At 64.8% G+C, this 26005-nt stretch carries 30 protein-coding genes; 17 read left to right on the top strand and 13 right to left on the bottom strand.

Annotated features, from left to right (window positions below; all coding sequences use genetic code 11):
* The first annotated feature begins 179 nt into the window (after nucleotides 1–179).
* From thiD to QM615_RS05865, 3 genes are all read left to right on the top strand, one after another.
* Nucleotides 180–971, top strand: a complete 792-nt coding sequence (gene thiD, locus QM615_RS05875) for a bifunctional hydroxymethylpyrimidine kinase/phosphomethylpyrimidine kinase (RefSeq protein ID WP_149405247.1) — start codon at nucleotides 180–182, stop codon at nucleotides 969–971.
* A gap of 103 nt (nucleotides 972–1074) precedes the next feature.
* Nucleotides 1075–1380, top strand: coding sequence for a hypothetical protein (locus QM615_RS05870; RefSeq protein WP_149405248.1), 306 nt, complete (start codon nucleotides 1075–1077; stop codon nucleotides 1378–1380).
* Nucleotides 1381–1490: 110 nt separating this feature from the next.
* The gene (locus QM615_RS05865; protein WP_262498271.1) at nucleotides 1491–2897 is read left to right on the top strand and encodes a Mur ligase family protein; all 1407 of its coding nucleotides are present in this window, start codon (nucleotides 1491–1493) and stop codon (nucleotides 2895–2897) included.
* Here the strand turns inward: QM615_RS05865 and QM615_RS05860 are convergent.
* From QM615_RS05860 to QM615_RS05835, 6 genes are all read right to left on the bottom strand, one after another.
* Nucleotides 2894–3121, bottom strand: a complete 228-nt coding sequence (locus QM615_RS05860) for a hypothetical protein (RefSeq protein ID WP_149405249.1) — start codon at nucleotides 3119–3121, stop codon at nucleotides 2894–2896. The two genes, QM615_RS05865 and QM615_RS05860, sit on opposite strands and share 4 nt — an antisense overlap.
* Before the next feature lie 28 nt (nucleotides 3122–3149).
* Nucleotides 3150–3410, bottom strand: a complete 261-nt coding sequence (locus QM615_RS05855; RefSeq protein WP_068046905.1) for a lipopolysaccharide assembly protein LapA domain-containing protein — start codon at nucleotides 3408–3410, stop codon at nucleotides 3150–3152.
* A gap of 95 nt (nucleotides 3411–3505) precedes the next feature.
* Complete coding sequence (locus QM615_RS05850; protein WP_008718579.1) at nucleotides 3506–3676, bottom strand: CsbD family protein; 171 nt, start codon at nucleotides 3674–3676, stop codon at nucleotides 3506–3508.
* Nucleotides 3677–3793: 117 nt separating this feature from the next.
* A complete protein-coding gene (locus QM615_RS05845; protein ID WP_068283468.1) occupies nucleotides 3794–4600 on the bottom strand; it encodes a transglutaminase-like domain-containing protein in 807 nt (268 codons plus the stop codon).
* An 83-nt stretch (nucleotides 4601–4683) separates the two neighbouring features.
* Entirely contained in the window at nucleotides 4684–5703 is a 1020-nt protein-coding gene (locus tag QM615_RS05840) for an LLM class flavin-dependent oxidoreductase (protein ID WP_149405250.1), read from the bottom strand.
* A gap of 79 nt (nucleotides 5704–5782) precedes the next feature.
* On the bottom strand, nucleotides 5783–6364 hold the full coding sequence (locus tag QM615_RS05835) for a TetR/AcrR family transcriptional regulator (RefSeq protein WP_230074079.1): 582 nt from the start codon (nucleotides 6362–6364) through the stop codon (nucleotides 5783–5785).
* Nucleotides 6365–6459: 95 nt separating this feature from the next.
* Here QM615_RS05835 and QM615_RS05830 point away from each other — a divergent pair, with 95 nt between their 5' ends.
* From QM615_RS05830 to QM615_RS05795, 8 genes are all read left to right on the top strand, one after another.
* A complete protein-coding gene (locus tag QM615_RS05830) occupies nucleotides 6460–7602 on the top strand; it encodes an acyl-CoA dehydrogenase family protein (protein ID WP_149405251.1) in 1143 nt (380 codons plus the stop codon).
* Between the two features lie 50 nt (nucleotides 7603–7652).
* Nucleotides 7653–9263, top strand: a complete 1611-nt coding sequence (locus tag QM615_RS05825; protein ID WP_149405252.1) for an acyl-CoA carboxylase subunit beta — start codon at nucleotides 7653–7655, stop codon at nucleotides 9261–9263.
* Entirely contained in the window at nucleotides 9260–9511 is a 252-nt protein-coding gene (locus tag QM615_RS05820) for an acyl-CoA carboxylase epsilon subunit (protein WP_149405253.1), read from the top strand. Before QM615_RS05825 ends, QM615_RS05820 begins: the two co-directional genes overlap by 4 nt.
* Before the next feature lie 14 nt (nucleotides 9512–9525).
* Complete coding sequence (locus QM615_RS05815) at nucleotides 9526–11328, top strand: acetyl/propionyl/methylcrotonyl-CoA carboxylase subunit alpha (protein ID WP_149405254.1); 1803 nt, start codon at nucleotides 9526–9528, stop codon at nucleotides 11326–11328.
* A 10-nt stretch (nucleotides 11329–11338) separates the two neighbouring features.
* On the top strand, nucleotides 11339–11803 hold the full coding sequence (locus QM615_RS05810; RefSeq protein WP_149405255.1) for a MarR family transcriptional regulator: 465 nt from the start codon (nucleotides 11339–11341) through the stop codon (nucleotides 11801–11803).
* A 198-nt stretch (nucleotides 11804–12001) separates the two neighbouring features.
* Nucleotides 12002–12481: a Fur family transcriptional regulator gene (locus QM615_RS05805; RefSeq protein WP_149405256.1), complete on the top strand. Its 480-nt coding sequence runs from the start codon at nucleotides 12002–12004 to the stop codon at nucleotides 12479–12481.
* 79 nt (nucleotides 12482–12560) lie between these two features.
* Nucleotides 12561–14741, top strand: a complete 2181-nt coding sequence (katG, locus tag QM615_RS05800) for a catalase/peroxidase HPI (RefSeq protein ID WP_188078552.1) — start codon at nucleotides 12561–12563, stop codon at nucleotides 14739–14741.
* Between the two features lie 151 nt (nucleotides 14742–14892).
* Complete coding sequence (locus tag QM615_RS05795; protein ID WP_255183086.1) at nucleotides 14893–15027, top strand: hypothetical protein; 135 nt, start codon at nucleotides 14893–14895, stop codon at nucleotides 15025–15027.
* Between the two features lie 2 nt (nucleotides 15028–15029).
* On the opposite strand, the gene QM615_RS05790 is transcribed toward QM615_RS05795, so the two are convergent.
* Nucleotides 15030–16028: a fumarylacetoacetate hydrolase family protein gene (locus tag QM615_RS05790; RefSeq protein ID WP_188078553.1), complete on the bottom strand. Its 999-nt coding sequence runs from the start codon at nucleotides 16026–16028 to the stop codon at nucleotides 15030–15032.
* Between the two features lie 114 nt (nucleotides 16029–16142).
* Between QM615_RS05790 and glsA the strand changes: the two genes are divergently transcribed.
* Nucleotides 16143–17390: a glutaminase A gene (gene glsA / locus QM615_RS05785; RefSeq protein ID WP_149405259.1), complete on the top strand. Its 1248-nt coding sequence runs from the start codon at nucleotides 16143–16145 to the stop codon at nucleotides 17388–17390.
* On the opposite strand, the gene QM615_RS05780 is transcribed toward glsA, so the two are convergent.
* Together QM615_RS05780 and QM615_RS05775 are read right to left on the bottom strand one after the other, a co-directional pair.
* Entirely contained in the window at nucleotides 17346–18545 is a 1200-nt protein-coding gene (locus QM615_RS05780) for an NAD(P)/FAD-dependent oxidoreductase (protein ID WP_149405260.1), read from the bottom strand. The two genes, glsA and QM615_RS05780, sit on opposite strands and share 45 nt — an antisense overlap.
* 49 nt (nucleotides 18546–18594) lie before the next feature.
* Complete coding sequence (locus tag QM615_RS05775; RefSeq protein ID WP_149405261.1) at nucleotides 18595–19017, bottom strand: hypothetical protein; 423 nt, start codon at nucleotides 19015–19017, stop codon at nucleotides 18595–18597.
* Nucleotides 19018–19221: 204 nt separating this feature from the next.
* Between QM615_RS05775 and QM615_RS05770 the strand changes: the two genes are divergently transcribed.
* Both QM615_RS05770 and QM615_RS05765 read left to right on the top strand, forming a co-directional pair.
* A complete protein-coding gene (locus QM615_RS05770) occupies nucleotides 19222–19908 on the top strand; it encodes a HemK2/MTQ2 family protein methyltransferase (protein WP_068050316.1) in 687 nt (228 codons plus the stop codon).
* 46 nt (nucleotides 19909–19954) lie between these two features.
* Nucleotides 19955–20119 (top strand): CDGSH iron-sulfur domain-containing protein, encoded by a 165-nt coding sequence (locus QM615_RS05765; RefSeq protein ID WP_149405611.1) that lies wholly within the window; start codon nucleotides 19955–19957, stop codon nucleotides 20117–20119.
* Here QM615_RS05765 and QM615_RS05760 read toward each other — a convergent pair.
* On the bottom strand, nucleotides 20101–21108 hold the full coding sequence (locus QM615_RS05760; RefSeq protein WP_149405262.1) for an iron-containing redox enzyme family protein: 1008 nt from the start codon (nucleotides 21106–21108) through the stop codon (nucleotides 20101–20103). The two genes, QM615_RS05765 and QM615_RS05760, sit on opposite strands and share 19 nt — an antisense overlap.
* A 124-nt stretch (nucleotides 21109–21232) precedes the next feature.
* Between QM615_RS05760 and QM615_RS05755 the strand changes: the two genes are divergently transcribed.
* Nucleotides 21233–22414, top strand: coding sequence for a zinc-dependent alcohol dehydrogenase (locus tag QM615_RS05755; RefSeq protein WP_149405263.1), 1182 nt, complete (start codon nucleotides 21233–21235; stop codon nucleotides 22412–22414).
* 80 nt (nucleotides 22415–22494) lie between these two features.
* Here QM615_RS05755 and QM615_RS05750 read toward each other — a convergent pair whose 3' ends face one another.
* On the bottom strand, nucleotides 22495–23448 hold the full coding sequence (locus QM615_RS05750) for a ferritin-like domain-containing protein (protein WP_149405264.1): 954 nt from the start codon (nucleotides 23446–23448) through the stop codon (nucleotides 22495–22497).
* Nucleotides 23449–23661: 213 nt separating this feature from the next.
* Here QM615_RS05750 and QM615_RS05745 point away from each other — a divergent pair, with 213 nt between their 5' ends.
* Together QM615_RS05745 and QM615_RS05740 are read left to right on the top strand one after the other, a co-directional pair.
* Entirely contained in the window at nucleotides 23662–24054 is a 393-nt protein-coding gene (locus QM615_RS05745) for an OsmC family protein (RefSeq protein ID WP_094639042.1), read from the top strand.
* 39 nt (nucleotides 24055–24093) lie between these two features.
* Nucleotides 24094–24930 (top strand): YihY/virulence factor BrkB family protein, encoded by an 837-nt coding sequence (locus QM615_RS05740; RefSeq protein ID WP_149405265.1) that lies wholly within the window; start codon nucleotides 24094–24096, stop codon nucleotides 24928–24930.
* On the opposite strand, the gene QM615_RS05735 is transcribed toward QM615_RS05740, so the two are convergent.
* The gene (locus QM615_RS05735) at nucleotides 24878–25702 is read right to left on the bottom strand and encodes a CDP-alcohol phosphatidyltransferase family protein (protein ID WP_149405266.1); all 825 of its coding nucleotides are present in this window, start codon (nucleotides 25700–25702) and stop codon (nucleotides 24878–24880) included. The genes QM615_RS05740 and QM615_RS05735 overlap by 53 nt on opposite strands.
* Nucleotides 25703–25712: 10 nt before the next feature.
* On the bottom strand, nucleotides 25713–25946 hold the full coding sequence (locus QM615_RS05730; RefSeq protein WP_231893824.1) for a hypothetical protein: 234 nt from the start codon (nucleotides 25944–25946) through the stop codon (nucleotides 25713–25715).
* Nucleotides 25947–26005: the final 59 nt, after the last annotated feature.

Below are 26005 nucleotides of genomic sequence, written 5' to 3'. Positions count from 1 at the left end.
GTGATTGCACGATCTCCGATCGTGCTCCGCTACTCCTGGGCTCGAAGTCGATGTACTGCGCGGTGTCGTCGGTTGCTCGAGGAGACGCACCGACTTCGACGTATGCCCCGAAACCTCCGGACCCAATCCCGTGGCGACCACTCGCGTCGGTGCCGATCTGCGATTGTCATACTGAGGCCATGTCGACAATCGCCTATGTCATCGCTGGTTCGGAAGCCACCGGCGGAGCCGGTCTGCAAGCAGATCTCAAGACATTCGAGCGGCTCGGGGTCTACGGAGTCGGCACGATCACGTGCATCGTCTCGTTCGATCCGAAGGCGGGCTGGGGGCACCGATTCGTGCCCATCGACAGCACGGTCATCGCCGATCAGATCGAAGTGGCCACTGCCGCACACGATCTCGATGTCGTCAAGATCGGCATGCTCGGCACCCCCGTCACCGTGGACACGGTAGCGGCGTCGCTGCGCCTGCAGCCGTGGCGGCACGTGGTCGTCGATCCGGTCCTGATCTGCAAGGGCCAGGAGCCGGGTGCCGCACTCGACACCGACAATGCCCTGCGGCGCGAGATCCTTCCGTTGGCCACCGTGATCACCCCCAACCTGTTCGAGGCGCAGACCTTGTCCGGAATGGACGCCATCGACACCGTCGACGATCTGGGTGAGGCCGCCAAGAGAATCGCCGATCTCGGGCCTCGTTTCGTGGTGGTCAAGGGTGGCACAGGTCTGCCCGGCGACGAGGCCGTCGACGTCGTCTACGACGGGTCCGAACTGACCGTGCTGCGCGCCCCCAAGGTGGGCGAAGAGCGCGTGTCAGGTGCCGGCTGCGTGTTCGCCGCAGCCATCACCGCGGAGCTCGCGAAGGGCGCAGACGTGCTCGACGCCGTCGCGACGGCCAAGGATTTCGCGCACGCCGGCATCGTCGGCCGACTCGCCAGCCACGCTCCGTTCGCGGCAGTGAGTTGGCACGACTGATCGTCCGATCCGACCTCAGGTTTACCGCCGGTGACTAGCGGGCAGCCGATACGAACCGCTTGTCTCGAATGGGACGAACGGTCCGTATCCGGAGAGGATCCACATGGCAGACCAGAACACGAGCGAATCCGACGCCGGGGCAACCGACGACGATCGGACGACGCGCGGGCACGCGGGTGAGGCAATCGTCGACACACGCAACTGGCCCGGGTACATCTGTATCGGAGTGGCATTGGTGAGTCTCGGTCTCACTCTCACCGCGGCAGGTTACGGATTCACCGGGTGGGTGTGGATCGGGGCCGTTGCCGCGCCGGTGCTACTCGCCGCCGGGATTGCTCTGGTCCTCCTCGAGCGCAAGCGTGTCAAGGCCAAGGAAGGCAAATCCCTCACCGACCCGGCGGGTCATTGACCGAGCCCGCGGCCGACGGATCCTGGAAGTCGCCGGGCCGAGGTCTCGGTACGGCGCTCGCTGATATCGCTCGCACGATCGGATCACCTGTACCCATCGAATCCGTGCGCGTGACCGGGGCGAGTGACGATTCCCGGACGGTCCGCCCCGGAGACCTGTACTTGGCGTTTCCGGGCTCTCACGCCCACGGGTTGAACCACGAACTCGAGGCGTACGAGCGCGGAGCGGTGGCCGTCCTGTCCGACAGGCCGTCGACCGTGCTGCCGACCGTCGTCGTCGACGACCCGCGCCGAAGCGCAGGCGCGGTCTGCGCACTGATCCACGATCACCCCGCGGACGCCATGGACGTCTACGGGGTGACCGGAACCAATGGAAAGACCAGCACTGCACTGCTGCTCGCTGCGGGGCTAGAGGCCTCGGGCGAGACGGTCGGCACGATGACCGGCATCGGACTGGCCGGGCCGGCGACGTGGTCACCCACTGCGCGAACGACACCCGAGGCTGCGACGGTCCAGCGCACGCTCGGCCGCTTTCGAGACGAGGGCGCAACGGCTGTCGCGCTGGAGGTGTCCTCTCATGCAGTGTCCGAACACCGCATCGACGGTATGCGCTTCGCTGCGGTCGGGTTCACCAATCTCGGTCCCGACCACCTCGACTATCACGGCAGCATGGACAGATACTTCGCCGCCAAAGCGGAGTTGTTCGCAGCCCACCGAACAGCAGCCGCGGCGGTGGGTATCGACGACGTGTACGGAAGAAGGTTGGCCCAGCTCGTGGACGTTCCGTGCTGGAGGTGGTCGGTACTCGACATCCGTGCGGAGGTGTTCGGAGAGCACATCGAATGCACCGGCGTCGATACAACGATGACTGTCCGAACACCTACGGGTTCGATCGACGTTCGACTGCCCCTGCTCGGTCCGCACCAGGCCGGTAACGCGCTTGCTGCGCTTGCCACAGCACTGGCCGCAGGCAAGGATCTCGCGGTGGTCGCCGCAGGATTGGAGAGCGTTCGATCCGTTCCCGGACGGCTCGAGAAGGTCGATGCCGGGCAGCCGTTTCTGGCATTGGTGGACTACATGCACAACACCGCGGGACAACGCCGATTGTTGCCGTTCGTACGGACTTTGGTGACCGGTCGGGTGATCGTGGTCGTCGGGGCAACGGGTGAACGCGATCCGGGCAAACGCTTCCCGCTGGGAGCTACCGCAGCCGAACTTGCCGACGTGGTGATCGTCAGCGACGAAAGTCCGTTGTCCGAGGATGCCGACACCATCCGAGCTGCGGTGGCGGAAGGTGCGCGAGCTGCACGGTCGGCGTCGGTCGTCGTCGAGCCGGACCGTCGTACTGCGCTCGCGCTCGCAGTGAAGATGGCCGAACCCGACGATGTGGTCGTGGTCGCGGGCCGCGGCTGTGACACCGAGCAGGCCTACGGTCGAGACATCGTCGAATTCGACGATCGGGTCGTGCTCCGAGAAGTGCTGAAGGACCTCCGCCGAGAAACCGGCGACCGGCTCTAGCGACCGACGCTGCGGGACTTGCGGTCCTGCTTGCCCTGGGACTTGTCGGCGCGCTTCTGCGCGAATCTGCCGGCCGATTTCAGGCCCCTGGACACGAAGTTGTCGTTCCCTGTTCGCTTTTCGAGGCTCTGACCGGCGAAGGCCAGCAGTCGGGCGAGGATGGGTAGCCCGATCGCGACGATCAGGTAGCGGTACAGGTATTTACGGGCAAGCAGGGGAAGCATCGGGCATTCCTTCTCGGGTCGAAGTCGGTCAGCGGACTGCGCGTCGAACCTTGAGCGCTGCGGTCGCGGTCAGCGTGATGACGGCACCGACGACGGCTGCGCCGAGCAGGGAGACACCCTGACCGAGGTCGAAGTTCCAACCCAGGAAATTGATCGTGGTGTGCACGGTGTTCTGCAGCACGAAGATCACCAGCGCTGCGACCAGGACGAGCGTGATCAGGAGGGCGAACTTCGAGGCGAATCCGCCGCGACGCTTGGGGGCCTTGGTCGTGTCTGTCGATGTGGTCATGAGGGGCATCCGTTCTCTGGTGTGAGGAAAGGTGGGAGTGAAAGGCGAGTGCCGCCGATCATCGAGATCGGCGGCACTCGATGCGATGGGGGTGGTTACTTGAAGGTGTCCTTGATGTTCTCGCCGACCTTCTTCACGCCTGCCGAACCCTGGTCCTTCTTGCCCTCGGCCTCGAGGTCCTTGTTGTCGGTTGCGTCGCCCACAACCTCCTTGGCCTTGCCGATGGCGTCTTCTGCAGCGTTCTTGGCCTTGTCGATGAAGCTCATGGTGTTGCCCTTTCAGGTGGCTGTGACTGTTGGTAACGGATACTTAGTCGGTTTCCGCCCCTGAAAGCAAACGCCGCTGTGATGTAGCTCATATCGCCGCAGTGTTCGCTCGGAGCATCAGGTGAGAGAGACCAGCTCGGTGATGTCGTCCTGAGGCAGCTCGCCGTCGACGACAGCGGTCACGACCGAACTGTTCAGGGTGATCGCACCCTTGTGGTTGTCCAGGAATGCGGTGTCGGCAGCATCGCGACCGACCGAGATTCGCACCAGCGTCGAGCGAGGGGCGAGGCAGGTGGCATCGACAACACGCCACTGGCCGCCCACGAACGCCTCGGCGACGGCGTGAAAGTCCATCGGATCGCAGCCGGGTGCGTACACCGCCACCAGCCGAGCCGGAACGTTGACCGCACGCAGCATGGCGACCACGAGGTGCGAGTAGTCCCGGCAGACACCCTGTCCGGCGAGCAATGTGTCGACGGCTCCGTCGATCGGATCGCTGCTTCCCGGAACGTAATTCAGACGTGCGCCCACCCATGCGGAGATCTTCGCCAGCAGTTCCTCGGAGTCCGCGTAGTCGCCGAATTCGGTTGCGGCGAACCCGTAGAACTTGTCGGCCTCGGCGTACCGGCTCGGCCGGAGATAGAGCGACATGTCGTAGTCGGTGACCGGAGCCGGGGTGGTGTTGCCCAGAATGGTGGCGTCGTACGAGACCTGCAGATTGCCGACGTCGGCAGGCATGACGTGGATCCGGTTGCCGTGCGGTCCGCTCACTTCCTTGGCCTCGATGGGGTTACCGTCGAGGACGAAGGACAGTGACTCGGTGACCGTCGTACCTGGGTGCGGTGCGACTGCGATCTGGAATTCGAGCGTGGTGGCTGCGGTGATGTCTACATCGAGGCGCGCGGATACGTCGCGTTTTAGCATGGGAACTCCTGGCAGGTGGGGTGGGTGAACCTGCTGCCAGTACCCACGTTCACCGAAGCCAAACGCCGCTGCTCAGCAGGTGATCAACGCCACCCCAGGGCGGGAGCGACGTCGCGCAGCAGTGTCTCGAGCAAGTGAGCGCAGTAGTCGACGCCCAGTTGGTTGGGGACGGTGAGCAGCAGAGTGTCTGCGGCAGTGATCGCTTCGTCGGTGGCCAGTTCCTCGATCAGCCGGTCGGGCTCGCCCGCGTAGGTCTTGCCGAACCGTGCTTTGCCGCCGTCGAGGTAGCCGACTTGGTCGTCGCCGGTGCCCTCTCGGCCGAAGTAGGCCCGATCGAGATCGCTGACGATCGGAAAGATGCTGCGGCTCACGGACGTTCGCGGTGCGAAATCGTGGCCTGCATCGCTCCACGTCTTGTGGAATCGTTCGATCTGCTCGGCCTGCAGTTGATGGAACGGCACACCGGTGTCTTCGCTCAGCAGTGTCGAGCTCATCAGGTTCATACCCTGGCGCGCGGTCCACTCGGCGGTCTCGCGAGTTCCGGCACCCCACCAGATGCGCTGACGCAATCCGGGGGAGTGCGGTTCGAGGCGCAGCAGTCCGGGTGGGTTGGGAAACATCGGTCGTGGATTGGGCTGCGCGAAGCCCTTGCCTTCCAGGAGGTCGAGGTAGATGCGGGTGTGCTCACGCGCCATATCGGCATGATCCGAACCGTCGGCGGGTGCGTAGCCGAAGTAGCGGTAACCCTCGATGACCTGCTCGGGCGATCCCCGACTGATGCCGAGTTGCAACCGTCCGCCGGAGATGAGGTCGGCAGAGCCCGAGTCCTCGGCCATGTAGAACGGGTTCTCGTACCGCATGTCGATGACGCCGGTGCCGATCTCGATGGTGCTCGTCTTGGCACCCACGGCGGCGAGCAGGGGGAACGGCGACGCGAGTTGGTTGGCGAAGTGATGGACGCGGTAGTACGCGCCGTCGGCACCGAGCTCTTCGGCTGCGACCGCGAGGTCGATGGACTGCAGCAGCACGTCCGACGCAGACCGTGTCTGCGACTGTGGGGATGCCGACCAATGTCCGAAGGACAAGAATCCGATCTTCTTCATCACGCGCTCTTTCGTTGAAGGATCAACTAAGTTCACAGTACTGCAGCGTGTGTCGAGGTGGATTCATTCCCGGCTCCCGCTAGGCGCCGATTCCAGCGGTCAAGAGCTTGGCCAATTCGAGATAGGCGTCGCCGTCGCTCAAACCCGTCAGGCGAAACACCTCACGCGTCTGGATGCGCACCATGACCGAGGAGGCGACATCGCCGACGAATGCGGCGTGCACGTCTCGTACTTCACCGCTGGCGACGCCCTCGCTGATCAACTCCTGAACACGCCGAGCGGCGATCGCGGTATTGCGTTCGTACACCGAACGAGCGGATTCGAGAGATGCCAGATCGGTCATGAACTGCTCGGACGCCGATTCCAGGGCCGCGCCGACGGCGGTGAGATACGTGGTGATGCGATTGCGGGTGCCGTCCACCTCGGCGACCGCGTTCTCGACCTGGGTGGTCATGGACTTGAAGTAGTGCACTGTGGCGCCGCCGACGAGCTGATCCTTGCTCGACGCCAGTGTGTACAGCGTGGACTTGGAGCATCGGAGGCGGGCCGCGATGGTGTCGAGCGTCAGGTGGGCGAAGCCCTCTGCCAGAAACAGGCTCACGAGCTGGTCGAAGAGCTCGGAACGGCGTGCCGTGGCATGCGAGGTCACGGGTGCGTTCACATCAGGGATGGTACTGCATCGCCTTGTGCAGTACTGTGCATCAGTACTGCGGATCATCCGGCAGTACTGATCCGAACTTCCCGGAGGTTTTCCACGTGCCCGTCGATCGTCTGTTGCCCACTGCCGAAGCGCGCGACCTCATCGCGCTGACCCGCGACGTGGCAGACAAGGTGCTCGACCCGATCGTCGACGATCATGAGCGGCGTGAGGCGTACCCGGACCAAGTGTTCGCCACCCTGGGTGAGGCAGGACTGCTGAGCCTGCCGTACGCGGAGGAATGGGGCGGTGGTGGCCAACCGTACGAGGTCTACCTCCAGGTCCTCGAAGAACTGGCATCGCGCTGGGCGGCAGTGGCCGTTGCAGTGAGCGTGCACGGTCTGGCCTGCTATCCCGTGATGGCCTTCGGTACCGACCAACAGAAAGCCGACAAGCTTCCCGACATGCTCGGTGGGGCTCAGATCGGTGCCTACTCGTTGTCCGAGGCGCAGGCCGGTTCGGACGCTGCCGCACTCAGTTGCAAGGCCACCCCGACCGAGGGCGGCTACACGGTGAACGGTTCGAAGGCGTGGATCACGCACGGTGGAGTGGCCGACTTCTACAACCTGTTCGCCCGAACAGGCGAAGGATCCAAGGGAATCTCGTGCTTCCTCGTTCCGGACGGAACCGACGGCCTGAGCTTCGGTAGGCCCGAGGAGAAGATGGGGCTGCACGCCGTCCCGACGACCTCGGCGCACTACGACAACGTCCACGTCCCCACCGATTGGCGAATCGGTGCGGAGGGGCAGGGGCTGCAGATCGCCTTCAGCGCGCTCGACGCCGGACGGCTCGGAATCGCCGCTGTAGCAGTGGGAATCGCTCAGGCGGCACTCGACGACGCGGTGAAGTACGCCCAGGAGCGTACGGCGTTCGGCAAGAAGATCATCGACCACCAGGGCCTCGGTTTCGTATTGGCGGACATGGCGGCCGCAGTGGACTCCGCCCGCGCCACCTACCTCGACGCCGCCCGTCGGCGTGACGCCGGACTTCCCTACTCGCGCAACGCCTCCGTGGCAAAGCTGATCGCCACCGATGCGGCCATGAAGGTGACCACCGATGCGGTGCAGGTCTTCGGCGGCTACGGCTACACCCGCGACTTCCGCGTCGAGCGATACATGCGCGACGCCAAGATCACCCAGATCTTCGAGGGCACCAACCAGATTCAGCGTCTGGTGATCGCCCGATCGCTCGCAACCAGCTGACACCAGAATCCACTCGACACGCCCGAACAGCAACCGTAGGGGACTCCTTCATGACCACGACCGAACCCGATATCCATACCACTGCGGGTAAATTGGCCGATCTTCGTAAACGTCTCGCGGTTGCGGAGATTCCGTCCGGTGAGGCAGCGGTGGACAAGGTCCACGCCAAAGGCAAGCTCACCGCCCGCGAGCGGATCACCGCGTTGCTCGACGAGGGCTCGTTCGTCGAACTCGACGCCCTCGCCCGGCACCGCTCCCAGAACTTCGGGCTCGGGGACAACCGGCCCTTCGGTGACGGTGTCGTCACCGGCTACGGCACCGTCGACGGCCGCGATGTGTGCGTGTTCTCCCAGGACGCGACCGTCTTCGGCGGCTCCCTGGGCGAAATCTACGGCGAGAAGATCGTCAAGGTCATGGACCTGGCCGTCAAAACCGGACGGCCCCTGGTCGGGATCAACGAAGGTGCCGGAGCCCGCATCCAGGAAGGTGTCGTCTCCCTCGGGTTGTACGGCGAGATCTTCCACCGCAACGTCCGCGCCTCCGGAGTGATCCCACAGATCTCGGTGATCATGGGACCCGCCGCCGGCGGGCACGTCTACTCCCCGGCGCTGACCGACTTCGTGGTCATGGTCGACGGCACGAGCCAGATGTTCGTCACCGGACCCGACGTCATCAAAACCGTCACCGGCGAGAACGTCACCATGGAAGAACTCGGTGGCGCGCACACCCACATGGAAAAGTCCGGGGTCGCGCACTACGTCGCCTCCGGCGAACAAGACGCGTTGGATTACGTCCGCGACCTCCTGTCGTATCTACCGAGCAACAATCGCGCCGACGCCCCCCGCACCGCACCCTCGGACCCGATCGCCGGGTCCATCGAGGACAATCTGACCGCCGAGGACCTCGAACTCGACACCCTGATCCCCGACTCACCGAACACCCCGTACGACATGCACGAGGTCATCACCCGGATCCTCGACGACGACGAATTCCTCGAAGTGCAAGAAGGCCGGGCCCGCAACATCATCGTCGGGTTCGGGCGCATCGACGGCCGATCGGTGGGGATCGTGGCCAACCAACCCACCCAGTTCGCGGGCACCCTCGACATCGATGCTTCCGAGAAAGCAGCCCGGTTCGTGCGGACCTGCGACTGCTTCAACGTCCCGATCATCACCCTGGTCGATGTTCCCGGGTTTCTGCCCGGCACCGGGCAGGAATACAACGGCATCATCCGCCGTGGCGCGAAACTGCTCTACGCCTACGGCGAAGCGACCGTCGGCAAGATCACCGTCATCACCCGCAAAGCGTACGGCGGCGCGTACGACGTGATGGGGTCCAAGCACATGGGAGCCGACGTCAACCTCGCCTGGCCGACCGCGCAGATCGCCGTCATGGGAGCCTCCGGTGCCGTCGGGTTCGTCTACCGCAAACAGTTGCTCGAAGCCGCCAAGAACGGGGAGGACGTCGACGCCCTGCGCCTGAGGTTGCAGCAGGAATACGAAGACACCCTCGTCAACCCCTACATCGCCGCCGAACGCGGCTACCTCGACGCCGTCATCCCCCCCAGCCACACCCGCGGCCAGATCGTCACCGCACTACGACTACTCGAACGCAAACAAGTCACCCTCCCACCCAAGAAACACGGAAACATCCCACTATGAACGAAGCGAATCATGACGCAGCGAACGACGAAGCGAATCATGCTGCAGCGTCGGTCAGTTGGTCGTTTCGCGGAAGTCCGACGGACGCCGAGATCGCTGCTGTCGTTGCGGTTTTGACTGCCGCGCAGCCGTCGGTGGCCGAGGAGTTGCCGGCCCCGATCGATCTGTGGGGTCGCCCGGAAGACATGCATCGCTACGGACTCAACAGTGCCCCAGCTCTTTTCGTCAATGCCCGATATGGCCAGTGAAGGAATTTCAGTACATGACTACCTCGACTTCCCATAAGAAAATCTCGAAGGTTCTTGTCGCCAATCGTGGTGAGATCGCGGTGCGGGTGATCCGGGCTGCGGCCGATGCCGGGTTGGCCAGTGTCGCTGTGTACGCCGAACCCGACGCCGACGCCCCGTTCGTCCGTCTGGCCGACGAAGCGTTCGCGCTCGGCGGGCAGACCTCCGCGGAGTCGTATCTGGTGATCGACAAGATCATCGACGCGGCCGCCAAGTCCGGGGCCGACGCCATCCACCCCGGCTACGGATTCCTCTCCGAGAACGCCGACTTCGCCCAAGCCGTCATCGACGCCGGTCTGATCTGGATCGGACCGTCCCCGCAGTCGATCCGCGACCTCGGCGACAAGGTCACCGCCCGCCACATCGCCGCCCGCGCCAAAGCCCCCTCGGTCCCCGGCACCTCCGAACCGGTCAAGGACGCCGACGAGATCCTCGCCTTCGTCGACGAACACGGCCTACCCATCGCGATCAAAGCCGCGTTCGGTGGCGGCGGACGCGGCATGAAAGTCGCCCGCACCCGCGAGGAAATCCCCGAACTGTTCGACTCCGCCACCCGCGAAGCCGTCGCCGCGTTCGGGCGCGGAGAATGCTTCGTCGAGCGCTACCTCGACAAGCCCCGCCACGTCGAAGCTCAGGTCATCGCCGACCAACACGGCAACGTCATCGTCGCCGGCACCCGCGACTGCTCCCTGCAACGCCGCTTCCAGAAACTCGTCGAGGAAGCCCCCGCCCCGTTCCTCACCGACGCCCAACGCAAAGAAATCCACTCCTCCGCGAAAGCCATCTGCCTCGAAGCCGGCTACTACGGTGCCGGCACGGTCGAATACCTCGTCGGCCAGGACGGCCTGGTGTCGTTCTTGGAAGTGAACACCCGTCTGCAGGTCGAGCATCCCGTCACCGAGGAAACCTCCGGCATCGACCTGGTGCTGCAGCAGTTCAAGATCGCCAACGGTGAAGAACTGTCCATCACCGACGACCCCGAACCGCGGGGGCATTCGTTCGAGTTCCGGATCAACGGCGAGGACGCCGGACGCGGCTTCCTGCCCGCCCCCGGTCCGGTGACCACCTTCCGTGCGCCGTCGGGACCCGGGGTGCGCGTCGATTCCGGTGTCGAATCGGGCTCGGTGATCGGTGGCCAGTTCGATTCGATGCTCGCCAAGCTCATCGTCACCGGCGCGACCCGCGAGGAAGCCCTCGCGCGGTCGCGTCGAGCGCTGGCCGAATTCGATGTCCAAGGGTTGGCGACGGTGATTCCGTTCCACGCCGCGGTGGTCTCCGATCCGGCGTTCATCGGCGACGGCGACTCCTTCGACGTCCACACCCGCTGGATCGAAACCGAATGGGACAACCAGGTTCCCCCGTTCACCGCCGGACAACCCATCGACGACGAGGAAGTCCTGCCGCGGCAGTCCGTCGTCGTCGAGGTCGGTGGCCGCCGCGTCGAGGTCTCCCTGCCCGGGGAACTGTCCCTCGGCGGCGGCGGTAACGGCGGCGGGCCCGCGGGAGCGGTACGCCGCAAACCCAAAGCCCGCACCCGTGGCGGTGCCGGAGCCGGTGCCGCATCCGGAGACTCGGTCACCGCACCCATGCAGGGCACCGTGGTCAAAGTCGCCGTCGACGAAGGCCAAACCGTCGACGCCGGTGACCTCATCGCCGTCCTCGAAGCAATGAAAATGGAAAACCCCGTCAACGCCCACAAAGCAGGCACCATCACCGGCCTGACCGTCACCGCAGGCGACGCCATCACCCAAGGCACCGTCCTCGCAGAGATCAAGTAGGGGGTGTTCGATGACTGCCCTCGCTGAATCGTTCGACGGTGGTAGCTCTCCGGTGCATTCGACCGAGCTCGAAATCGTGTCCACGGTGCTGCGCATGGCGTCGGCCGCGCGGGTTCGTCTGGCCGAGGCATTGGACGCGCAGGGGCTCAGTTGGGCGAGGTACGAGGTACTGGAACTGGTGTGCAGACGAGGGCCGATGTCCTACAGTGCGCTGTCGCGGGAGTTGGTGCGACACCGGACGAGTATCACCGCCACGACGGCAAGTCTCGTCGAGGCGGGGCTGCTGGCGCGGAGCGTCAATCCGCGAAATCGGCAGCAGTACATGGTCGAGTCCACCGACTCGGGGCACCGTGCGGTGACGCGGGCCGAGCGTGCGCTCGAGCGTGCCCGGTCGAGGATGGCTGTCGATGCCGATTCTGCTCGGACGCTCGAGGTGTTGCGCGGCATCGAGAAGCAGTGGAACGGCAGGCGCTGATCGAGGCCGAACAGGTGCCGCCGTCTCCGACCCCGGCCTGAAGTCGGGGTTCGGTGCCGCGGGGGAGTGACCGGAAAACGAACAGTGGGAGTCGTGTCGGCTCCGAGGTGACGCGTCGAGCGTCGTTGCGGTCGACATTCGGAGAATTCGTCTGCATACTTGACTTTGTCCAGAAAAGCGGAGGATAATATTGCTGTGATGCCGATCTCACCGTACGCGGAGCTGTTACGCACCGCCGACATGCGCGTGACCCGTCCGCGGGTCGCGGTGCTCGGGGTCGTCGGATCCAATCCTCATGCAGACACCGACACGATCCTCGGGCTCGTGCGATCGGTGCTGCCCGAGGTGTCGCGGCAAACCGTGTACGACGTGCTCAATGCGTTGACCGCGGCGCGCCTGGTACGGCGAATCGAACCGGCAGGATCTCCTGCTCGGTACGAATCTCGTGTCGGCGACAACCATCACCACGCGGTGTGCCGCTCCTGCGGTGTCATCGCCGACGTGGACTGCGCGGTCGGCGAAACGCCGTGTCTCACCGCATCGGACTCCGTCGGTTTCACGATCGACGAGGCGGAAGTCATCTACTGGGGCTTCTGCGCACAGTGTTCGGCTGCTCGAGGGCAGTCGACAGCTCCTGTTTCGTTCCCTCCCGGTTCTCGAACACAGCAGAGTTCGTGAATCGACCTCGATCACAGCCCGATCGTCACACTTCGGAAGGAAGCACGTGTCACAAGATCACACAACACGCGAAAAAGAGATGAACGAGGATCAGCCACAGGAGTCGGGTGGCAAGTGTCCGGTCATGCACGATTCGATGCCGATGCCCGTGGAGGGTGGCGGTAACCGCGAGTGGTGGCCCAAGGCTCTGAACCTCAAGATTCTCAAGAAGAACCCGGCCGTCGGCGACCCGATGGGTGCAGATTACGACTACGCCGCCGAGTTCAACTCCCTCGACCTCGCCGAGGTCAAGCGCGACATCGAAGCCCTCATGACCAACTCGCAGCCCTGGTGGCCTGCCGACTTCGGTCACTACGGCCCCTTCTTCATTCGCATGGCGTGGCACGCCGCAGGCACGTACCGCAAGCAGGACGGGCGCGGTGGAGCCGGAGCGGGCATGCAGCGCTTCGCCCCCCTGAACAGCTGGCCGGACAATGCCAGCCTGGACAAGGCTCGTCGTCTGATCTGGCCGGTCAAGCAGAAGTACGGCCGCAAGCTCTCCTGGGCCGACCTGATCGTGCTCACCGGCAACGTGGCCATCGAGTCCATGGGTCTGCCGACCTACGGCTTCGCCGGCGGACGCGTCGACGCCTGGGAGCCGGACGAGGACGTCTACTGGGGCCCCGAGCAGACCTGGCTGGGCGACGAGCGCTACAACGGTGACCGCACGAGTCTCGAAAACCCCTTGGCCGCAGTGCAGATGGGCCTGATCTACGTCAACCCCGAGGGCCCCAACGGCAACCCGGATCCGGTGCAGTCCGCACTGGACATTCGCGAGACCTTCGGCCGGATGGCCATGAACGACATCGAGACCGCGGCACTCGCCGTCGGTGGGCATACCTTCGGTAAGACGCACGGTGCGGCGGATCCCGACGAGCACATCGGTGCCGAGCCCGAGGGCGCACCCATCGAGCAGATGGGCCTCGGCTGGAAGAACAGCTACCAGAGCGGTGTCGGTGCGGACGCGATCACCAGTGGTCTCGAAGTCATCTGGACCCCCACGCCCACCCAGTGGGACAACAGCTTCCTCGAGACGCTGTACGGATTCGAGTGGGAGCTCCACAAGAGCCCCGCAGGTGCGCACCAGTGGCGCCCGAAGAACGGCGAGGGCGCAGATCTCGTTCCCGACCCCGCCGATCCCACCAAGCGTCGCCACCCGTCGATGCTGACCTCCGACATCGCGATGCGCGTCGACCCGATCTACGAGCAGATCACCCGTCGCTGGCTCGACCACCCCGAGGAGCTCGCAGAGGAATTCCAGAAGGCGTGGTTCAAGCTCACCCACCGTGACATGGGCCCGGTCTCGCGTTACCTCGGCCCCGAGGTTCCGGCGGAGCCCCTGCTCTGGCAGGACCCGATCCCGGCCGTCGATCACGAGCTGATCAACGACGCTCAGATCGCCGAGCTCAAGCAGACGATCCTCGGTTCCGACCTGACTCAGGACCAGCTGATCTCGGCTGCCTGGGCCGCGGCGTCGTCGTTCCGAGTCAGCGACAAGCGCGGCGGTGCCAACGGTGGCCGTCTGCGCCTGCAGCCGCAGGCAGGCTGGGAGGTCAACGAGCCCGACGAGCTCGCACAGGTCATTCGTGTGCTCGAGGGAGTCCAGCAGTCGTTCTCCGGAACGGTGTCGTTCGCCGACCTCGTCGTTCTCGGTGGCGTCGCAGCACTCGAGCAGGCGTCGGGTGTCAGCGTGCCGTTCACGCCGGGCCGTATGGACGCGACGCAGGAGCAGACGGACGTCGATTCGTTCTCCGATCTCGAGCCGAAGGCCGACGGTTTCCGCAACTTCCTCGGCAAGGGTCAGAAGCTTCCGGCCGAGTACTCCCTCGTCGATCGGGCGAACCTGTTGTCGCTCAGTGCACCCGAGATGACCGTGCTCGTCGGCGGACTGCGTGTGCTCGGAGCCAACTTCGGAAAGTCGTCGCACGGCGTCCTGACCGACAAGGTCGGAACGCTCACCAACGACTTCTTCGTCAACCTCCTCGACATGGGCACCGAATGGGTCCCCGCCGCGGAGGAAGGCATCTACGAAGCCAAGGATGCGGCGACCGGTGAGAAGAAGTGGACCGGAACTCGCAACGACCTGGTGTTCGGATCGAACTCCGAATTGCGCGCTCTCGCAGAGGTTTACGCCTGCGACGACTCCAAGGACAAGTTCGTCGCGGACTTCGTCGCTGCCTGGGACAAGGTCATGATGCTCGATCGCTTCGAGCTGGCTTAACTCTCTCGACCGAACTCGAAGTTATGGATGGAAACCGTGCTCGATCCATCCATAGCTTCGAGTTCGTCGTTATCGGTCCGTTATCTTTCGTTGCCGATTCGTGTCCTCGGTCCCTGATTCGCTGAAATTTGCGAGCGGCAAGCTACAAGACATGACACACGACGAGGGGGCGGCAGGAGCCGTCGACCACAACATGGACGAACCACGCAAGGGAGCATCCGGCTTCGGATCGTTCCTGGAGATGTTCCAGGATGCCTCCACCGACAAATCCGATACCGAGCGCTGAGTTCAGCGAGTCCCGATCGTGTTGGTGACCGATCCGATCCGTTGAATACTCAGCTCGACGCGATCGCCCGGGGCGATCCATCGGTCGAGTTCCAGGCCGCATCCGCGCGGAAGCGTGCCGGACGTCAACAACTCACCGGGGTAGACGTTTTCGCCGCGGCTGGCGTATGCGAGAGATTCGCCGACCGAGTACCGCATACCGGCGGTGCCGGTCGTCGACCATAGTTCCTCGTTGACGGTGACGGTGGCCGTCAACGAATCCAGATACGGCGTGATCTCGTCGGCGGTCACGATGTCGGCTCCCATGGAGCTGGCGAATGTCTTGGTCTTGACCACCGGACCGAACGGGGTGCGGCGCTGCTCCTCCCACTGGGTGTCGCGGGCGCTGATGTCGTCGAACACCACGAACCCTCCGATCGCAGCAGTGGCCTCTCGCTCGGATACGTCGCGCACGGGCCTGGTCACCACCGCTCCGAACTCGAGCTCGAAATCCAGTGCCCGGCTGTAGGACGGCCACTCGACCGGAGCTTCGTCGGCTACGACGGTGAGGTGGTTGCCGGTGTAGTAGACCGGATGGTCGTCGAATCCCGGCCCCGGACGGAGCGCCGGAAACGTCGATCGAGTGACGGCTTCGAATCCGCGGATGAAGGGGAGAGCTTTCGGGAGGTTGCGGCGAACCAGGTTGTGCGCGGCCAGATCCCAGTGAGCCTCCCAGCCGAGGAAGCAGCGAAGCGACGCCGGGACCACCGGAAGCGTCGGTGCCGGTCGGTCGATCACCGCGACTCCCTCGGACACGGCGCGCTGCACCACGGCAGAGGCCGCGTCGCGCACGCGTTCGCCGGCATCGAGAAACCCGAGCACGGTGCGGGTGAGCGGGCGTAGAGACTCGTCGGCACCCAATGTCGACACGGCGGTATCGAGGTCGACCCACGATCCCGACTCGGGTGCGTACACGGCCAGACGATCTGTCGAATCGGCAGCGATCAGGCGTCGCAATCGCACGTCAGGAATCCGATCTTTGCGGGAGGGGGCCCTACAACGGTTGAGGAACCAGGAGTGTAAGCGGCAGCACGGCCGTGATGTCAAGACCTGCTCGCCGAGGACTAGCGTGGACACATGAGATCGCCTGTTCCCGAATACCTCGCCTCCGTGTTGGAGGACTGCAGACAGTTCGACGGAGGGACGGTGACCGAGGGCAACCCGGTAGTGGCCTCGGCGGATCCCGACACGTTCGCGGTCGCACTCGCCACCGTCGGGGGATCGCTGCACGGAGCGGGCGACACCGACACCGAATTCTCGATCCAATCGATCGCCAAAGCGGTCGCGTACGCTCTCGCCATCGAGGACAACGGCATCGAGGCCGTGCTCGAGGCCGTCGACGTCGAGCCGTCGGGAGACTCGTTCAACGAGATATCCCTCGAAGCGGAGACCGGAAGACCGCGGAACCCGTTGATCAATGCCGGTGCGCTGGCAGTGCATTCGATGATTCGAGGCCAGGGAAGCGAAGAGCGGGCAGGGCGATTGACGGACCTTCTGAGCCGAATGGCCGGTCGCGGACTCTCCGTCGACCGTCAGGTGTACGAGGCAGAACTCGAGTCCGACGACCGGAACACCGCGATCGCGCACCTGTTGAAGTCGGTCGGCCATCTCGGAGCCGAGCCCGCCGATGTCGTCGACGGTTATGCACGTCAGTGCGCGGTGACCGTGACCTGCAACGACCTGGCCCGGATCGCCGCGGTGTTGGCGAACGGTGGGAAGGATCCCGACACGGGCGAGCAGGTGGTCGACCCAGCGATCGATCGACACGTGTTGGCGGTCATGGCCACCTGTGGAATGTACGACGGCAGCGGCAGCTGGCTCGCGTCCGTGGGTATTCCGGCCAAGAGCGGGGTTGCCGGGGCGATCATCGGTGTGCTGCCCGGTCAGGTGGGGATTGCTGTGCTGTCCCCGAGGCTGAACGAGCACGGCAACAGCGTCCGTGGGGTGGCGGTGTTCGAGAGGCTCTCGCGCGATCTGGGTCTGCACATGATGCATGTGGCACCCAGCGGCGAATCGGCCATCCGCAGCGTGACCGAGGCGGAGGGTGTGACCACAGTGGAGCTGCAGGGTGATCTTCGGTTCGCGGGTGCCGAGGCGATCATCGCCCGGATGGTCCACGGTTTCGGCGAAAATGACAGTACGACAGTCGATTTCAGTGAGGTACGGGCAATCGACGGCACGGCTCGACGGCTCCTGGATGATGCGTTTCGCGCCCTGGAGGACGACGGTCACCGGGTGGTCGCCCGTGACCCCGACGGGTTCATGGGCTCGCCCGATCGGTCAGAGTCGGCCGGCGAGAATCATGTTCCAGTAGGACAGCGGTAGGCCGTAACGGTCGAACGCCCAGGCGGAGCGCCGGGGTTTCAGCGGATCGACGAACGACGGCAACGACGGCGTCAGGGTGCCGGTGCGATCGAACTCGGCAGCGATCAGGCGGTGTGCATCGACCGGGATGGGGGCCACGGTGTAGCCGTCGTACTCCGACAACGGCGTGCCGCTGCGCGCTGCGATCATATTGTCGACGAGAATCGAAATCTGTTTGCGCAGTGCGCCACCCGAGGAATCGGTGTCGATGGCTGCGCCGTCACCTGCGGCCCAGATCTCCGGATGGATCCGGTGGCGCAGAGTTCGTCCGTCGATGTCGACGACACCGTGCAAGGCGGACCCGGTCAGGTTCGATTCCTCCAGCCACTTCGGACCGCGGAACGGCGGTACGAGGTGCAGCATGTCGTAGCCGAGCCGCTCGTCGATGCCGTCGTGGTCCGTGACCGTGATGTGTCCGCTCTCCGGGTGCAGTGCCGTCACCGCAGTGCGGGTCAGAATGCGCACGCCGAGCTCGCGTAGTCGTGCGATCACGATGCTGTCGAGTTGCGGCACACCCAGTAGTCGGTGTCGATCCACCACCAGCGTGATGTCCATTCCCGGCATGCGGCCGGTGCGGGTCCAATGGTCTGCCGCGAGGAACAGCGGCTTGAGGGTGGTGCCTGTGCACCCGACCGGTGGCCGGGGCACGGTGAACACCGCCCTGCTATGGGCTGGCAGATCGCGTACCAGCTGCCAGGTGCGTTCGGCTCGGTCGAGGTAATTGCTGGTGACGGCGGGGGATCGGAGCGCGGCCCACACTCCGGGCAGCGCGTCGGTGTCGACGACGAGACCCTGTCCGAGGACGAGATCCCGGTAGCCGTACTCGGTGCCCGACGCGCAGCGCACCAGACGATTCACCGGGTCGATCGCTGTCGCCGAATCTTCCAGCCAGACGCATCCGGTCGGGATCACCGAACGTTGGGTGCGCTCGGCCTCGGTCAGAGCAGCTTGACCGGAGCCCACGTACGAGAGCAATGGGCGATAGGTGTGCACTTTCTTGGGTTCGAGCACCGCGACGTCGGAGATGCCCTTCTTCAGCAGTCGTGCTGCCGCGCTGATGCCCGCGTTGCCGCCGCCGACGACGAGCACGTCGTAGGTCGTGTTCGGGGTGGTCACAGAGACACCTGCCGCGCTTCGGTGCGTGCCCTCGTCGTCATCGAACGGATCACCGGGTGTCTGCTGTCGGCGCGAGCACGGATTCGGTCATCGATCCTCGTACCTCGACTCGATCGGGTACGAGACCGATGCCGGACTGCTGCAGTGCCGGCGAAAGTACCACTGACAGTTGCTGATTCCACCGGCCGAGTCGGATGGCGGTGGCGTCGAGTACGGAGTGGACACCGGCCGAGGCTCCGGCCACCGACGACAGGTCGAGTATCAACGCTCGCCCGCGCTCGGCCGCTTCACCGAGCGTTTCGGCCAGGAGGGGGACATCCGAGTCGCCGATCGTGCCGGTCACTCGGACGACGATGTCGGAACCCGCGCTCTCGTCGACCGACAGCATCATCTCGGTATCGAAGCTCTGCGAGGCGTTCAGCGACGGAATCACTTCGGCGAGCGGGGGCGTGATGGACGGTACGACGATCATGAACACACTCCTGAGCAGCCGAACTCCTCGCCCGGCGCACGGGGGGAATCGACAGTCGACATTCGGGGACCGCGGGCTACTCCTCAACCACGCTCCACAGGACTACCCGGGGTGGGGTGTTCGTAAGCCTCGAAACGGCAACGGGTTTGACTGCGGGTCCGACGGGAATACGACAACGATCGCTACACCGTGGGAGGCACGCCGATGACGACAGCCGAATCCGATTCCATCCGAGCATTGACATCCGTGCACGCCGATCCAGGGGTGTACGAACCGCAGGAGGATTCGCTTCTGCTGTGTGACATCGCCGCCACGACGGGCATCGTCCCCGGCGCGCGAGTGTTGGACATGTGCACCGGCAGTGGTGCCGTGGCGATCACTGCCGCACTGTTGGGTGCGCGCGAAGTGGTGGCATTCGACATCTCGCCCCGCGCTGTCGACTGCGCCGAGCGGAACGCGCGCTCGGTAGGCGTCGAGGTGGACGTCAGGTTGGGTTCCCTGGCAGAGGCCGCCGAGCTCGAACCGTTCGACGTCCTGCTGTGCAATCCCCCGTACGTGCCGTCCGAGCTTCCTCCGACGGGGATGGGCCTGCACCGCGCCTGGGATGCGGGCGAGGACGGCCGGACGGTGCTCGATCCGCTGTGTCGCGCCTCGGCCGACCTGCTCGCGCCGGGTGGCGTGCTGCTCGTCGTCCATTCGGAGTTCTCCGGCCCCCACCGCACCGTGAGAATGCTCTCCGACAACGGATTCTCGGTGACGGAAGCGGGCCGGCAGACCATCGATTTCGGGCCTGTGATGCACCGGCGCGCAGAATGGCTGGAAGCTCGCGGAGCATTGGCTCCGGGGTGCCGAACAGAGGAGTTGGTGGTCGTTCGTGGCGACAAGCGATGACGCGGCAGGTGCGCGCACCACGGTGAGAATCGTCCGCGGCGGACCGATGCTGATCGACGGACCGGTGAACATCGAACTCGACGACGGTACGCGGGTGGAATCGGATCGCTTCGTCGTCGCGGTGTGCACGTGTCGGCGCAGCAAGAACTATCCCCTGTGCGACACGAGCCACCGCGCCAAGCGGCGACCCTCTCAGTCCAGCGAGGACTGACCGGCAGACCACCGCTTCATCACGTGGTCGGCGAGCTCGTTCTCGACGAAATCCAGCGCACGCATTCCGAACACCACATCAGCCTCCAGTTCGGGCTCGTGGCGGAGGAGCGTGCCGACCACATCGTGACGTAGTACCTGCTCGTGGACGGCGTCCGCCTCGACGTGCTCGGCGTAGAACGCGATGCATGCTGCGGGGGCATCGAGCCTCTGCAGTCCCTGGACGTAGCGCTGTGAGCCCGGAGACGAGGTGATCTCTGTTGCCGCGAGGTGGCCCACGGTGGCACCGCGCAGACCACGATGCAGGCCGAAGAGCGACATGAGATTGACCCACGCCAATGTCTGCGCCGGGACACGGTCGACGTACCCGAGGTACGTGGCATCGAGGTCGGCGGCCACCATCGATTCGGCCCACAGATGCTGGTGCAGGCGGTCGCCCTTGCCGCCGCCGTACTCGTCGAATTCCACTGCTACGTAGGAAGCCTTGGTCTGACCCGTCAAGCGGGGAATGGCCCAGGCATGCGGGTCGGCTTCCTTGAGGTGATAGACGGATCGGTGCACGAAGTATTCGCGCATCTGCTCCCATGAGCCCTTGTCGCGCAGGAACCAGGACGGGCCGGTTCCCGAGGTGGCCTCGACGGACAGTGCGTCCATCTCTGCGATCGCGTCGGTGCCGGGTTCCACGTTCTCCCGTACGTAGGCCAGGAAGGCGGATTCGAGAGCTCCTCGCAGTCGAAGGAGTTCGGGATCCCATTCCCAGGCGTCGGCGACACCCTGGAATCCGCGGTAGTGCAGTTCGTAGCAGATTAAAAGTGACAGTTGCACGTCTCGTGACGTGGGATCGACCTCGGTCGGTGTCGGCATAATCTCAGTCCCGTTCGGCTCACCCGCGGTCAGGCGCCGAGTGATGGCATCGGAGATCGGCCCACAGGGAGTGGGCAGCGCAGGGGAGCGGGCGGTGGACGGATCGACTGAGAACAACGCGGTCATAGTGGTGGCTACCCGCTGACGCTCGGTACCAACCACTCACGACCTCTGTGTTTGTGACCTGTCACAACAGGCAATGCGCAGTGCACGACATCGAACTTCGAGGTCGTTCCATCGGAAGGACCATATGCGCGCAGTGACCTGGCAAGGCAAGAGGAAAGTCGGCGTGGACACCGTTCCCGACCCGCGGATAGAACTGCCGACAGACGCGATCGTGAAGATCACGACGACCAACATCTGCGGTTCGGACCTGCATTTGTACGAAACACTCGGTGCCTTCATGGACGAAGGTGACATCCTCGGCCACGAGCCGATGGGCATCGTCGAGGAAGTCGGTTCGCAGACCGGCGATCTGGCAGTCGGAGACCGAGTGGTCATCCCGTTCCAGATCTCCTGCGGGCACTGCTACATGTGCGATTCGAGCCTCTACACCCAGTGCGAGACCACGCAGGTGCGCGAGCAGGGAACGGGTGCAGCACTGTTCGGCTTCTCCAAGCTCTACGGGCAAGTTCCCGGCGGTCAGGCCGAGTACCTCCGCGTCCCGCAGGCGCAGTTCACTCACATCAAAGTTCCGGAGGGACCTCCGGATTCGCGATTCGTCTACCTCTCCGACGTGTTGCCGACCGCATGGCAGTCCGTCGAGTACGCGGCAATTCCCGACGGGGGATCGGTGACCATCCTCGGACTCGGGCCCATCGGAGACATGGCAGCGCGCATCGCACAGCACAAGGGCGCGCGAGTGATCGCCGTCGACCTCGTACCCGAGCGACTCGCCCGCGCCGCAGCGCGGGGAATCGAGACGGTGAACCTTGCCGAGCACAGCGGTGGCGTCGGCGACGTCATCCGCGAGATGACCGACGGCCGGGGCACGGACTCGGTCATCGATGCGGTGGGTATGGAGGCGCACGGATCGCCGGTCGGCAAACTCGCACAGCAGATCGTCGGAATGCTTCCGGACGCTGTGGCCGCGCCGATGATGCAGAAGGCCGGTGTCGATCGACTCGGCGCGCTGTACTCGGCAATCGACATCGTCCGCCGCGGCGGAACCATCTCGATCATCGGGGTGTACGGCGGCATGGCCGATCCGCTACCTCTGATGACCATGTTCGACAAGCAGATTCAGCTCCGGATGGGGCAGGCGAACGTCAAGAGATGGGTCGACGACATCATGCCGTTGCTCGGTGACGACGATCCCCTCGGCGTCGACTCGTTTGCCACACACGAGCTTTCGCTCGAGGAGGCTCCGCATGCGTACGACATCTTCCAGAAGAAGCAGGACGGTGCCATCAAGGTGCTGTTGAAGCCCTAGAGACGTCCTTCGAATACAGCGATGCGGCCCGGAAGTTCACGGGCCGCATCGGTATTCGCAGAAGGATCAATCCATCTTCGTCAGTCGATGGAGATGACGTCCTTGGCGATTGCTGCCACGCGCGTCTGTCCTGCGGACACGACTCCGTGGCGGTTCTTGTGTGCCTCTTCGTACGTCACGACGGTGCGAACGTCGGTCGGGTTGGTGAGGTCCTTGATGGCGGCGACGGCGTCCGAGACGTTCAGGTCGTCGTAATCCGCGATCGGCAGCTCGTCGGCGTCCAGGGTTCCGCTGGCCGACCGCGCGGTGTGGATTGCGTCGGCGACGGTATCGACGCCCTCGCTGCGGGTGACGTCCTCGGCTGCTTCGAGTGCTGCATCGCGACTTGCCGTCAGCGTCTTGACTGCCACGTCACCGGCGTGAGCGCCGCGGCCCAGAAGTCCGGCGAGGCGGTCCGGGGTAGCGCGAGCTGCGTCCAGTGCACGGTCGAGACCGCGAGCCGACCAGGTTGCGGGCGCGTTGACGATCTTGACCGCGGTGCCTGCGGCGGCCTGGAACGGGGTGCGACGCAGTGCTGCGGGTCCGCCCAGTGCATCTTCCGCGAGGACGGTCTCGAGCCATTCCACCGTGGCGCTGTGCGCCGTGGCCAGCCGAGTCGCCAGAGCGACGACGGTGGGCTCGTTCGCTGCGGTGGCCAGAGCCTTGATGTACTTGGCGCGGCCCAGCAGCTGCTGCTCGAGGGCGAGATCGCCCAGCAGGGCCTCGTTGAACGGCTGTGCTTGCTCGGCCACTGCCTTGACTGCGGCGAGCGTGCGTCCCAGGAACGGCGACACGAGATCGGGCAGTCCGCCGAGTCCGCGAAGGGCTTCCTCGATGGCTGCGGCGCGGTCGCGACCGTTCGCGGCGTTCTGGGTCAACTCCCGGCGTACCGCCTCGGTGCGCGCCTGAACGACGCGAGTCTCGGCGATCTGGATTTCGGTGTTCGTCAGCTGCAGTGCGACACGCAACTGGGCGATCAACGTCGATGTGCTCATGGTGCTCCCCTTTCGGTCGGGTGGTCGATTTACTCTGGCCGATGCCTGTGGGTCACAGCGTGATGCTCGGCCCTGACTGCAGCATTACCCGTCGGTAGGTTCGACCAAACTGATGTGTCCGATATGTGAACAGCGACACGTACCCGTCGGCCTCCTTCCGCAGGTGCGGAACCTGACGGTTTCGATCGGCTGCCGACTGGACATCCGACATCGATGAACACCGAGCTGTACACAGCAACTGTCTCTGCCACCGCGACGGGAGTCACCTCCGACGACGGGGTGCTGTCCCTCGGTGTGCGCGAACCGAAGCAACTCGGGGGGCCGGGGGAGCACACCAACCCGGAACAGCTGATGGCCGCCGCATTGTCGAGCTGCCTGGTCGAATCTCTGCGTATCGCGCTCGGAACCGTCGGGGGCAGCGTCGACGAACTTGCAGTGAAGGGCACCGTGGTGCTCACCGACTCCGACGCATCCGGCTACGACGCGACGTTCGCACTCGCGGTATCTCTTCCCGGTACCGACGACGCCGAAGCAGTGTTGGCGCAGGCGACCTCGATCTGCCCGTTCCTCAAGGTCATCGACGGAGTGGAGGTCACCCTTGAATGACCCGTCGACGGGTGCCCTGTACTTCGGTGCCCGCACGAGATGACCTCGATACGCACCAGGGCAGCGCGGGGAGTCGAGGCAATCAAAGCCGGGTTCGCCCGCGAGGACACCACCTTGATCGCGGGCGGACTGACCTTCTACGCCGTCATCGCCGTGGTGCCGCTGTTGCTCCTCACCATCCGCGCCTGCGCTCTGCTGGTGTCGGCCGACTGGGTGCGCGGTGGCTTCGACGCCATCTCGGCGTTGTTGCCCGACGCCCTGGGTGCTCGCGCGGCCGTGGACGGACTGGCCACTGCCGGAATCGAACTCGGCCCGATCGGCGTCCTGATCGCCATCTTTCCCGCGACGTTCTACGGGGAGGGCCTGCGCCGGGCGATCGTGCGGTTCGCTCCGATCCGAGAATCGTTCACCGGTTGGCGGGGTCGGCTGGCAATGGTGCCGTTCTTCGCCGCAGCGCCTGTCTTGCTGGCAGGCGTCCTCTGCCTAGCGTGGTTGCTCGAAGCGACGACCGGTGGCGGCGGAATCGGTGCCATGGCGGCGCGCGTCTTCCTCGGCTTCAACTGCCTGTGGGTGATCCTGTCCGTCCCCTTGGCATGGACCTATCGCGTGATTGCGCCACGTGCGGTGGGCTGGCGGGCGTTGATCGTCGGATCACTCGTCACCTCGTCCATCGTCACCGGATTCGTCCATGGATTCATCTTGTTCCTGGCGATACCGGTGGACCTGGGTGCGCCGTTCGGAGGCCTCACCGCGATCGGCGGTGGAGTGGCAATGATGTTGTGGATGTTCGTGTTCCATGTGCTGGCTCTGGCCGGCTGGCTGGTCACCGCCGAGTTCGATCGGCCCGTCGATGCAGCCCAAACATCAACTGCATGAACCCGACGACTGCGAGCGCGCACGTCACCGACATTCCGATCGTCGCCGATGATCCGGCGGCGGCCGGAGCGGCACCGGCAACCGTCGCCGTGACCGCAGCCGCGATCACCCGCGAGGGGCGCTCCCACACCGTCAGAAAACCGACATCCTCGATGCCGGAACCGACCGCGCGGGCACGGGCCATCTCGTGCAGCATTGTCGTCACACCGACCGCGAGGACGAGCGGCATCGGTGCTCCGAGCGCAAGACCGCTCGCCAGGAGCAGCAGGTCGCTGCAGCGATCGGCGACGGTATCGAGCAGGTACCCCCACTGAGTTTGGGAGCGACCGATCATCGCGACCCCACCGTCGATACCGTCGAGCAGGCCGGAGATCACGATCAGCACAGCCGCGATCAGTGGTGCCGAGGTGCCGGGGCGAGACAGGGCCACTGCTGCTCCTGCCACGACGACGGCGGTCAGCGTGACCGCGTGGGCGGATACGGACGCGCGGACCAGCGGCGCGCTCAGCGCATAGACGACGCGAAGCCAACCCGAGACCAACCCGGAAGCAGAAGGATCGATGCCGTTGTGCAGCGTCGACCACGTCGACAGATACTCCTCGCGAGTCGCCGGACGTACCGGCACACCCTGCTGCTTCGACGTACTGCGCTGATTGACCATCGAGAACCCTTGCTCGGCACTGACTGAGAGGAACTCGACGAGCGGGTGACCGGCGATTGCGCGTCGAGACTTCGATGCGGAGTACCCGCCCGCGGCGTTCTCAATCCGCACCGCAGCCGGACTATCGGTCGTCGTCGGAGTTGCTCGCTCTCCGCCGCGCTTTCAGTCGCGAGATCTTGATGCCCACGGCAGCGAGCACGATCAGCCAGCCCGAGATCAACACTCCGCCACCGACGAACGCCGCACGGCGCAGAGGATGTTCGTCGGCGTACACGTAACCGACTGTGCCCCAGATCAATGCGATGAGGGCGATGATCGCCATCATCCAGAGCATCGAATACAGCGTTCTGTTCATTGTTCACCCGACCTTGCTGTTACGTCGTCCCCGACGAGCGCGGACATCCATTCTTCCAT

This window comes from Rhodococcus sp. IEGM 1341, from assembly GCF_030056895.1.
In the GTDB taxonomy this organism is placed as follows: domain Bacteria; phylum Actinomycetota; class Actinomycetes; order Mycobacteriales; family Mycobacteriaceae; genus Rhodococcoides.
The sequence above is the reverse complement of the archived record's forward strand: the minus strand, read 5'-3'. Positions and strand labels throughout refer to the sequence as shown.

Coding starts and splice junctions, on each gene's coding strand:
- QM615_RS05810 (WP_149405255.1), top strand. CDS start 11,339: ATGACTGCCCTCGCTGAATCGTTCGACGGTGGTAGCTCTCCGGTGCAT.
- QM615_RS05770 (WP_068050316.1), top strand. CDS start 19,222: ATGACGACAGCCGAATCCGATTCCATCCGAGCATTGACATCCGTGCAC.
- thiD (WP_149405247.1), top strand. CDS start 180: ATGTCGACAATCGCCTATGTCATCGCTGGTTCGGAAGCCACCGGCGGA.
- QM615_RS05730 (WP_231893824.1), bottom strand. CDS start 25,946: ATGAACAGAACGCTGTATTCGATGCTCTGGATGATGGCGATCATCGCC.
- QM615_RS05765 (WP_149405611.1), top strand. CDS start 19,955: ATGCTGATCGACGGACCGGTGAACATCGAACTCGACGACGGTACGCGG.
- QM615_RS05860 (WP_149405249.1), bottom strand. CDS start 3,121: ATGCTTCCCCTGCTTGCCCGTAAATACCTGTACCGCTACCTGATCGTC.
- QM615_RS05870 (WP_149405248.1), top strand. CDS start 1,075: ATGGCAGACCAGAACACGAGCGAATCCGACGCCGGGGCAACCGACGAC.
- QM615_RS05840 (WP_149405250.1), bottom strand. CDS start 5,703: ATGAAGAAGATCGGATTCTTGTCCTTCGGACATTGGTCGGCATCCCCA.
- QM615_RS05820 (WP_149405253.1), top strand. CDS start 9,260: ATGAACGAAGCGAATCATGACGCAGCGAACGACGAAGCGAATCATGCT.
- QM615_RS05745 (WP_094639042.1), top strand. CDS start 23,662: ATGAACACCGAGCTGTACACAGCAACTGTCTCTGCCACCGCGACGGGA.
- QM615_RS05795 (WP_255183086.1), top strand. CDS start 14,893: ATGACACACGACGAGGGGGCGGCAGGAGCCGTCGACCACAACATGGAC.
- QM615_RS05740 (WP_149405265.1), top strand. CDS start 24,094: ATGACCTCGATACGCACCAGGGCAGCGCGGGGAGTCGAGGCAATCAAA.
- QM615_RS05850 (WP_008718579.1), bottom strand. CDS start 3,676: ATGAGCTTCATCGACAAGGCCAAGAACGCTGCAGAAGACGCCATCGGC.
- QM615_RS05805 (WP_149405256.1), top strand. CDS start 12,002: ATGCCGATCTCACCGTACGCGGAGCTGTTACGCACCGCCGACATGCGC.
- QM615_RS05815 (WP_149405254.1), top strand. CDS start 9,526: ATGACTACCTCGACTTCCCATAAGAAAATCTCGAAGGTTCTTGTCGCC.
- QM615_RS05750 (WP_149405264.1), bottom strand. CDS start 23,448: ATGAGCACATCGACGTTGATCGCCCAGTTGCGTGTCGCACTGCAGCTG.
- QM615_RS05825 (WP_149405252.1), top strand. CDS start 7,653: ATGACCACGACCGAACCCGATATCCATACCACTGCGGGTAAATTGGCC.
- QM615_RS05845 (WP_068283468.1), bottom strand. CDS start 4,600: ATGCTAAAACGCGACGTATCCGCGCGCCTCGATGTAGACATCACCGCA.
- QM615_RS05760 (WP_149405262.1), bottom strand. CDS start 21,108: ATGACCGCGTTGTTCTCAGTCGATCCGTCCACCGCCCGCTCCCCTGCG.
- QM615_RS05755 (WP_149405263.1), top strand. CDS start 21,233: ATGCGCGCAGTGACCTGGCAAGGCAAGAGGAAAGTCGGCGTGGACACC.
- katG (WP_188078552.1), top strand. CDS start 12,561: ATGAACGAGGATCAGCCACAGGAGTCGGGTGGCAAGTGTCCGGTCATG.
- QM615_RS05855 (WP_068046905.1), bottom strand. CDS start 3,410: ATGACCACATCGACAGACACGACCAAGGCCCCCAAGCGTCGCGGCGGA.
- glsA (WP_149405259.1), top strand. CDS start 16,143: ATGAGATCGCCTGTTCCCGAATACCTCGCCTCCGTGTTGGAGGACTGC.
- QM615_RS05775 (WP_149405261.1), bottom strand. CDS start 19,017: ATGATCGTCGTACCGTCCATCACGCCCCCGCTCGCCGAAGTGATTCCG.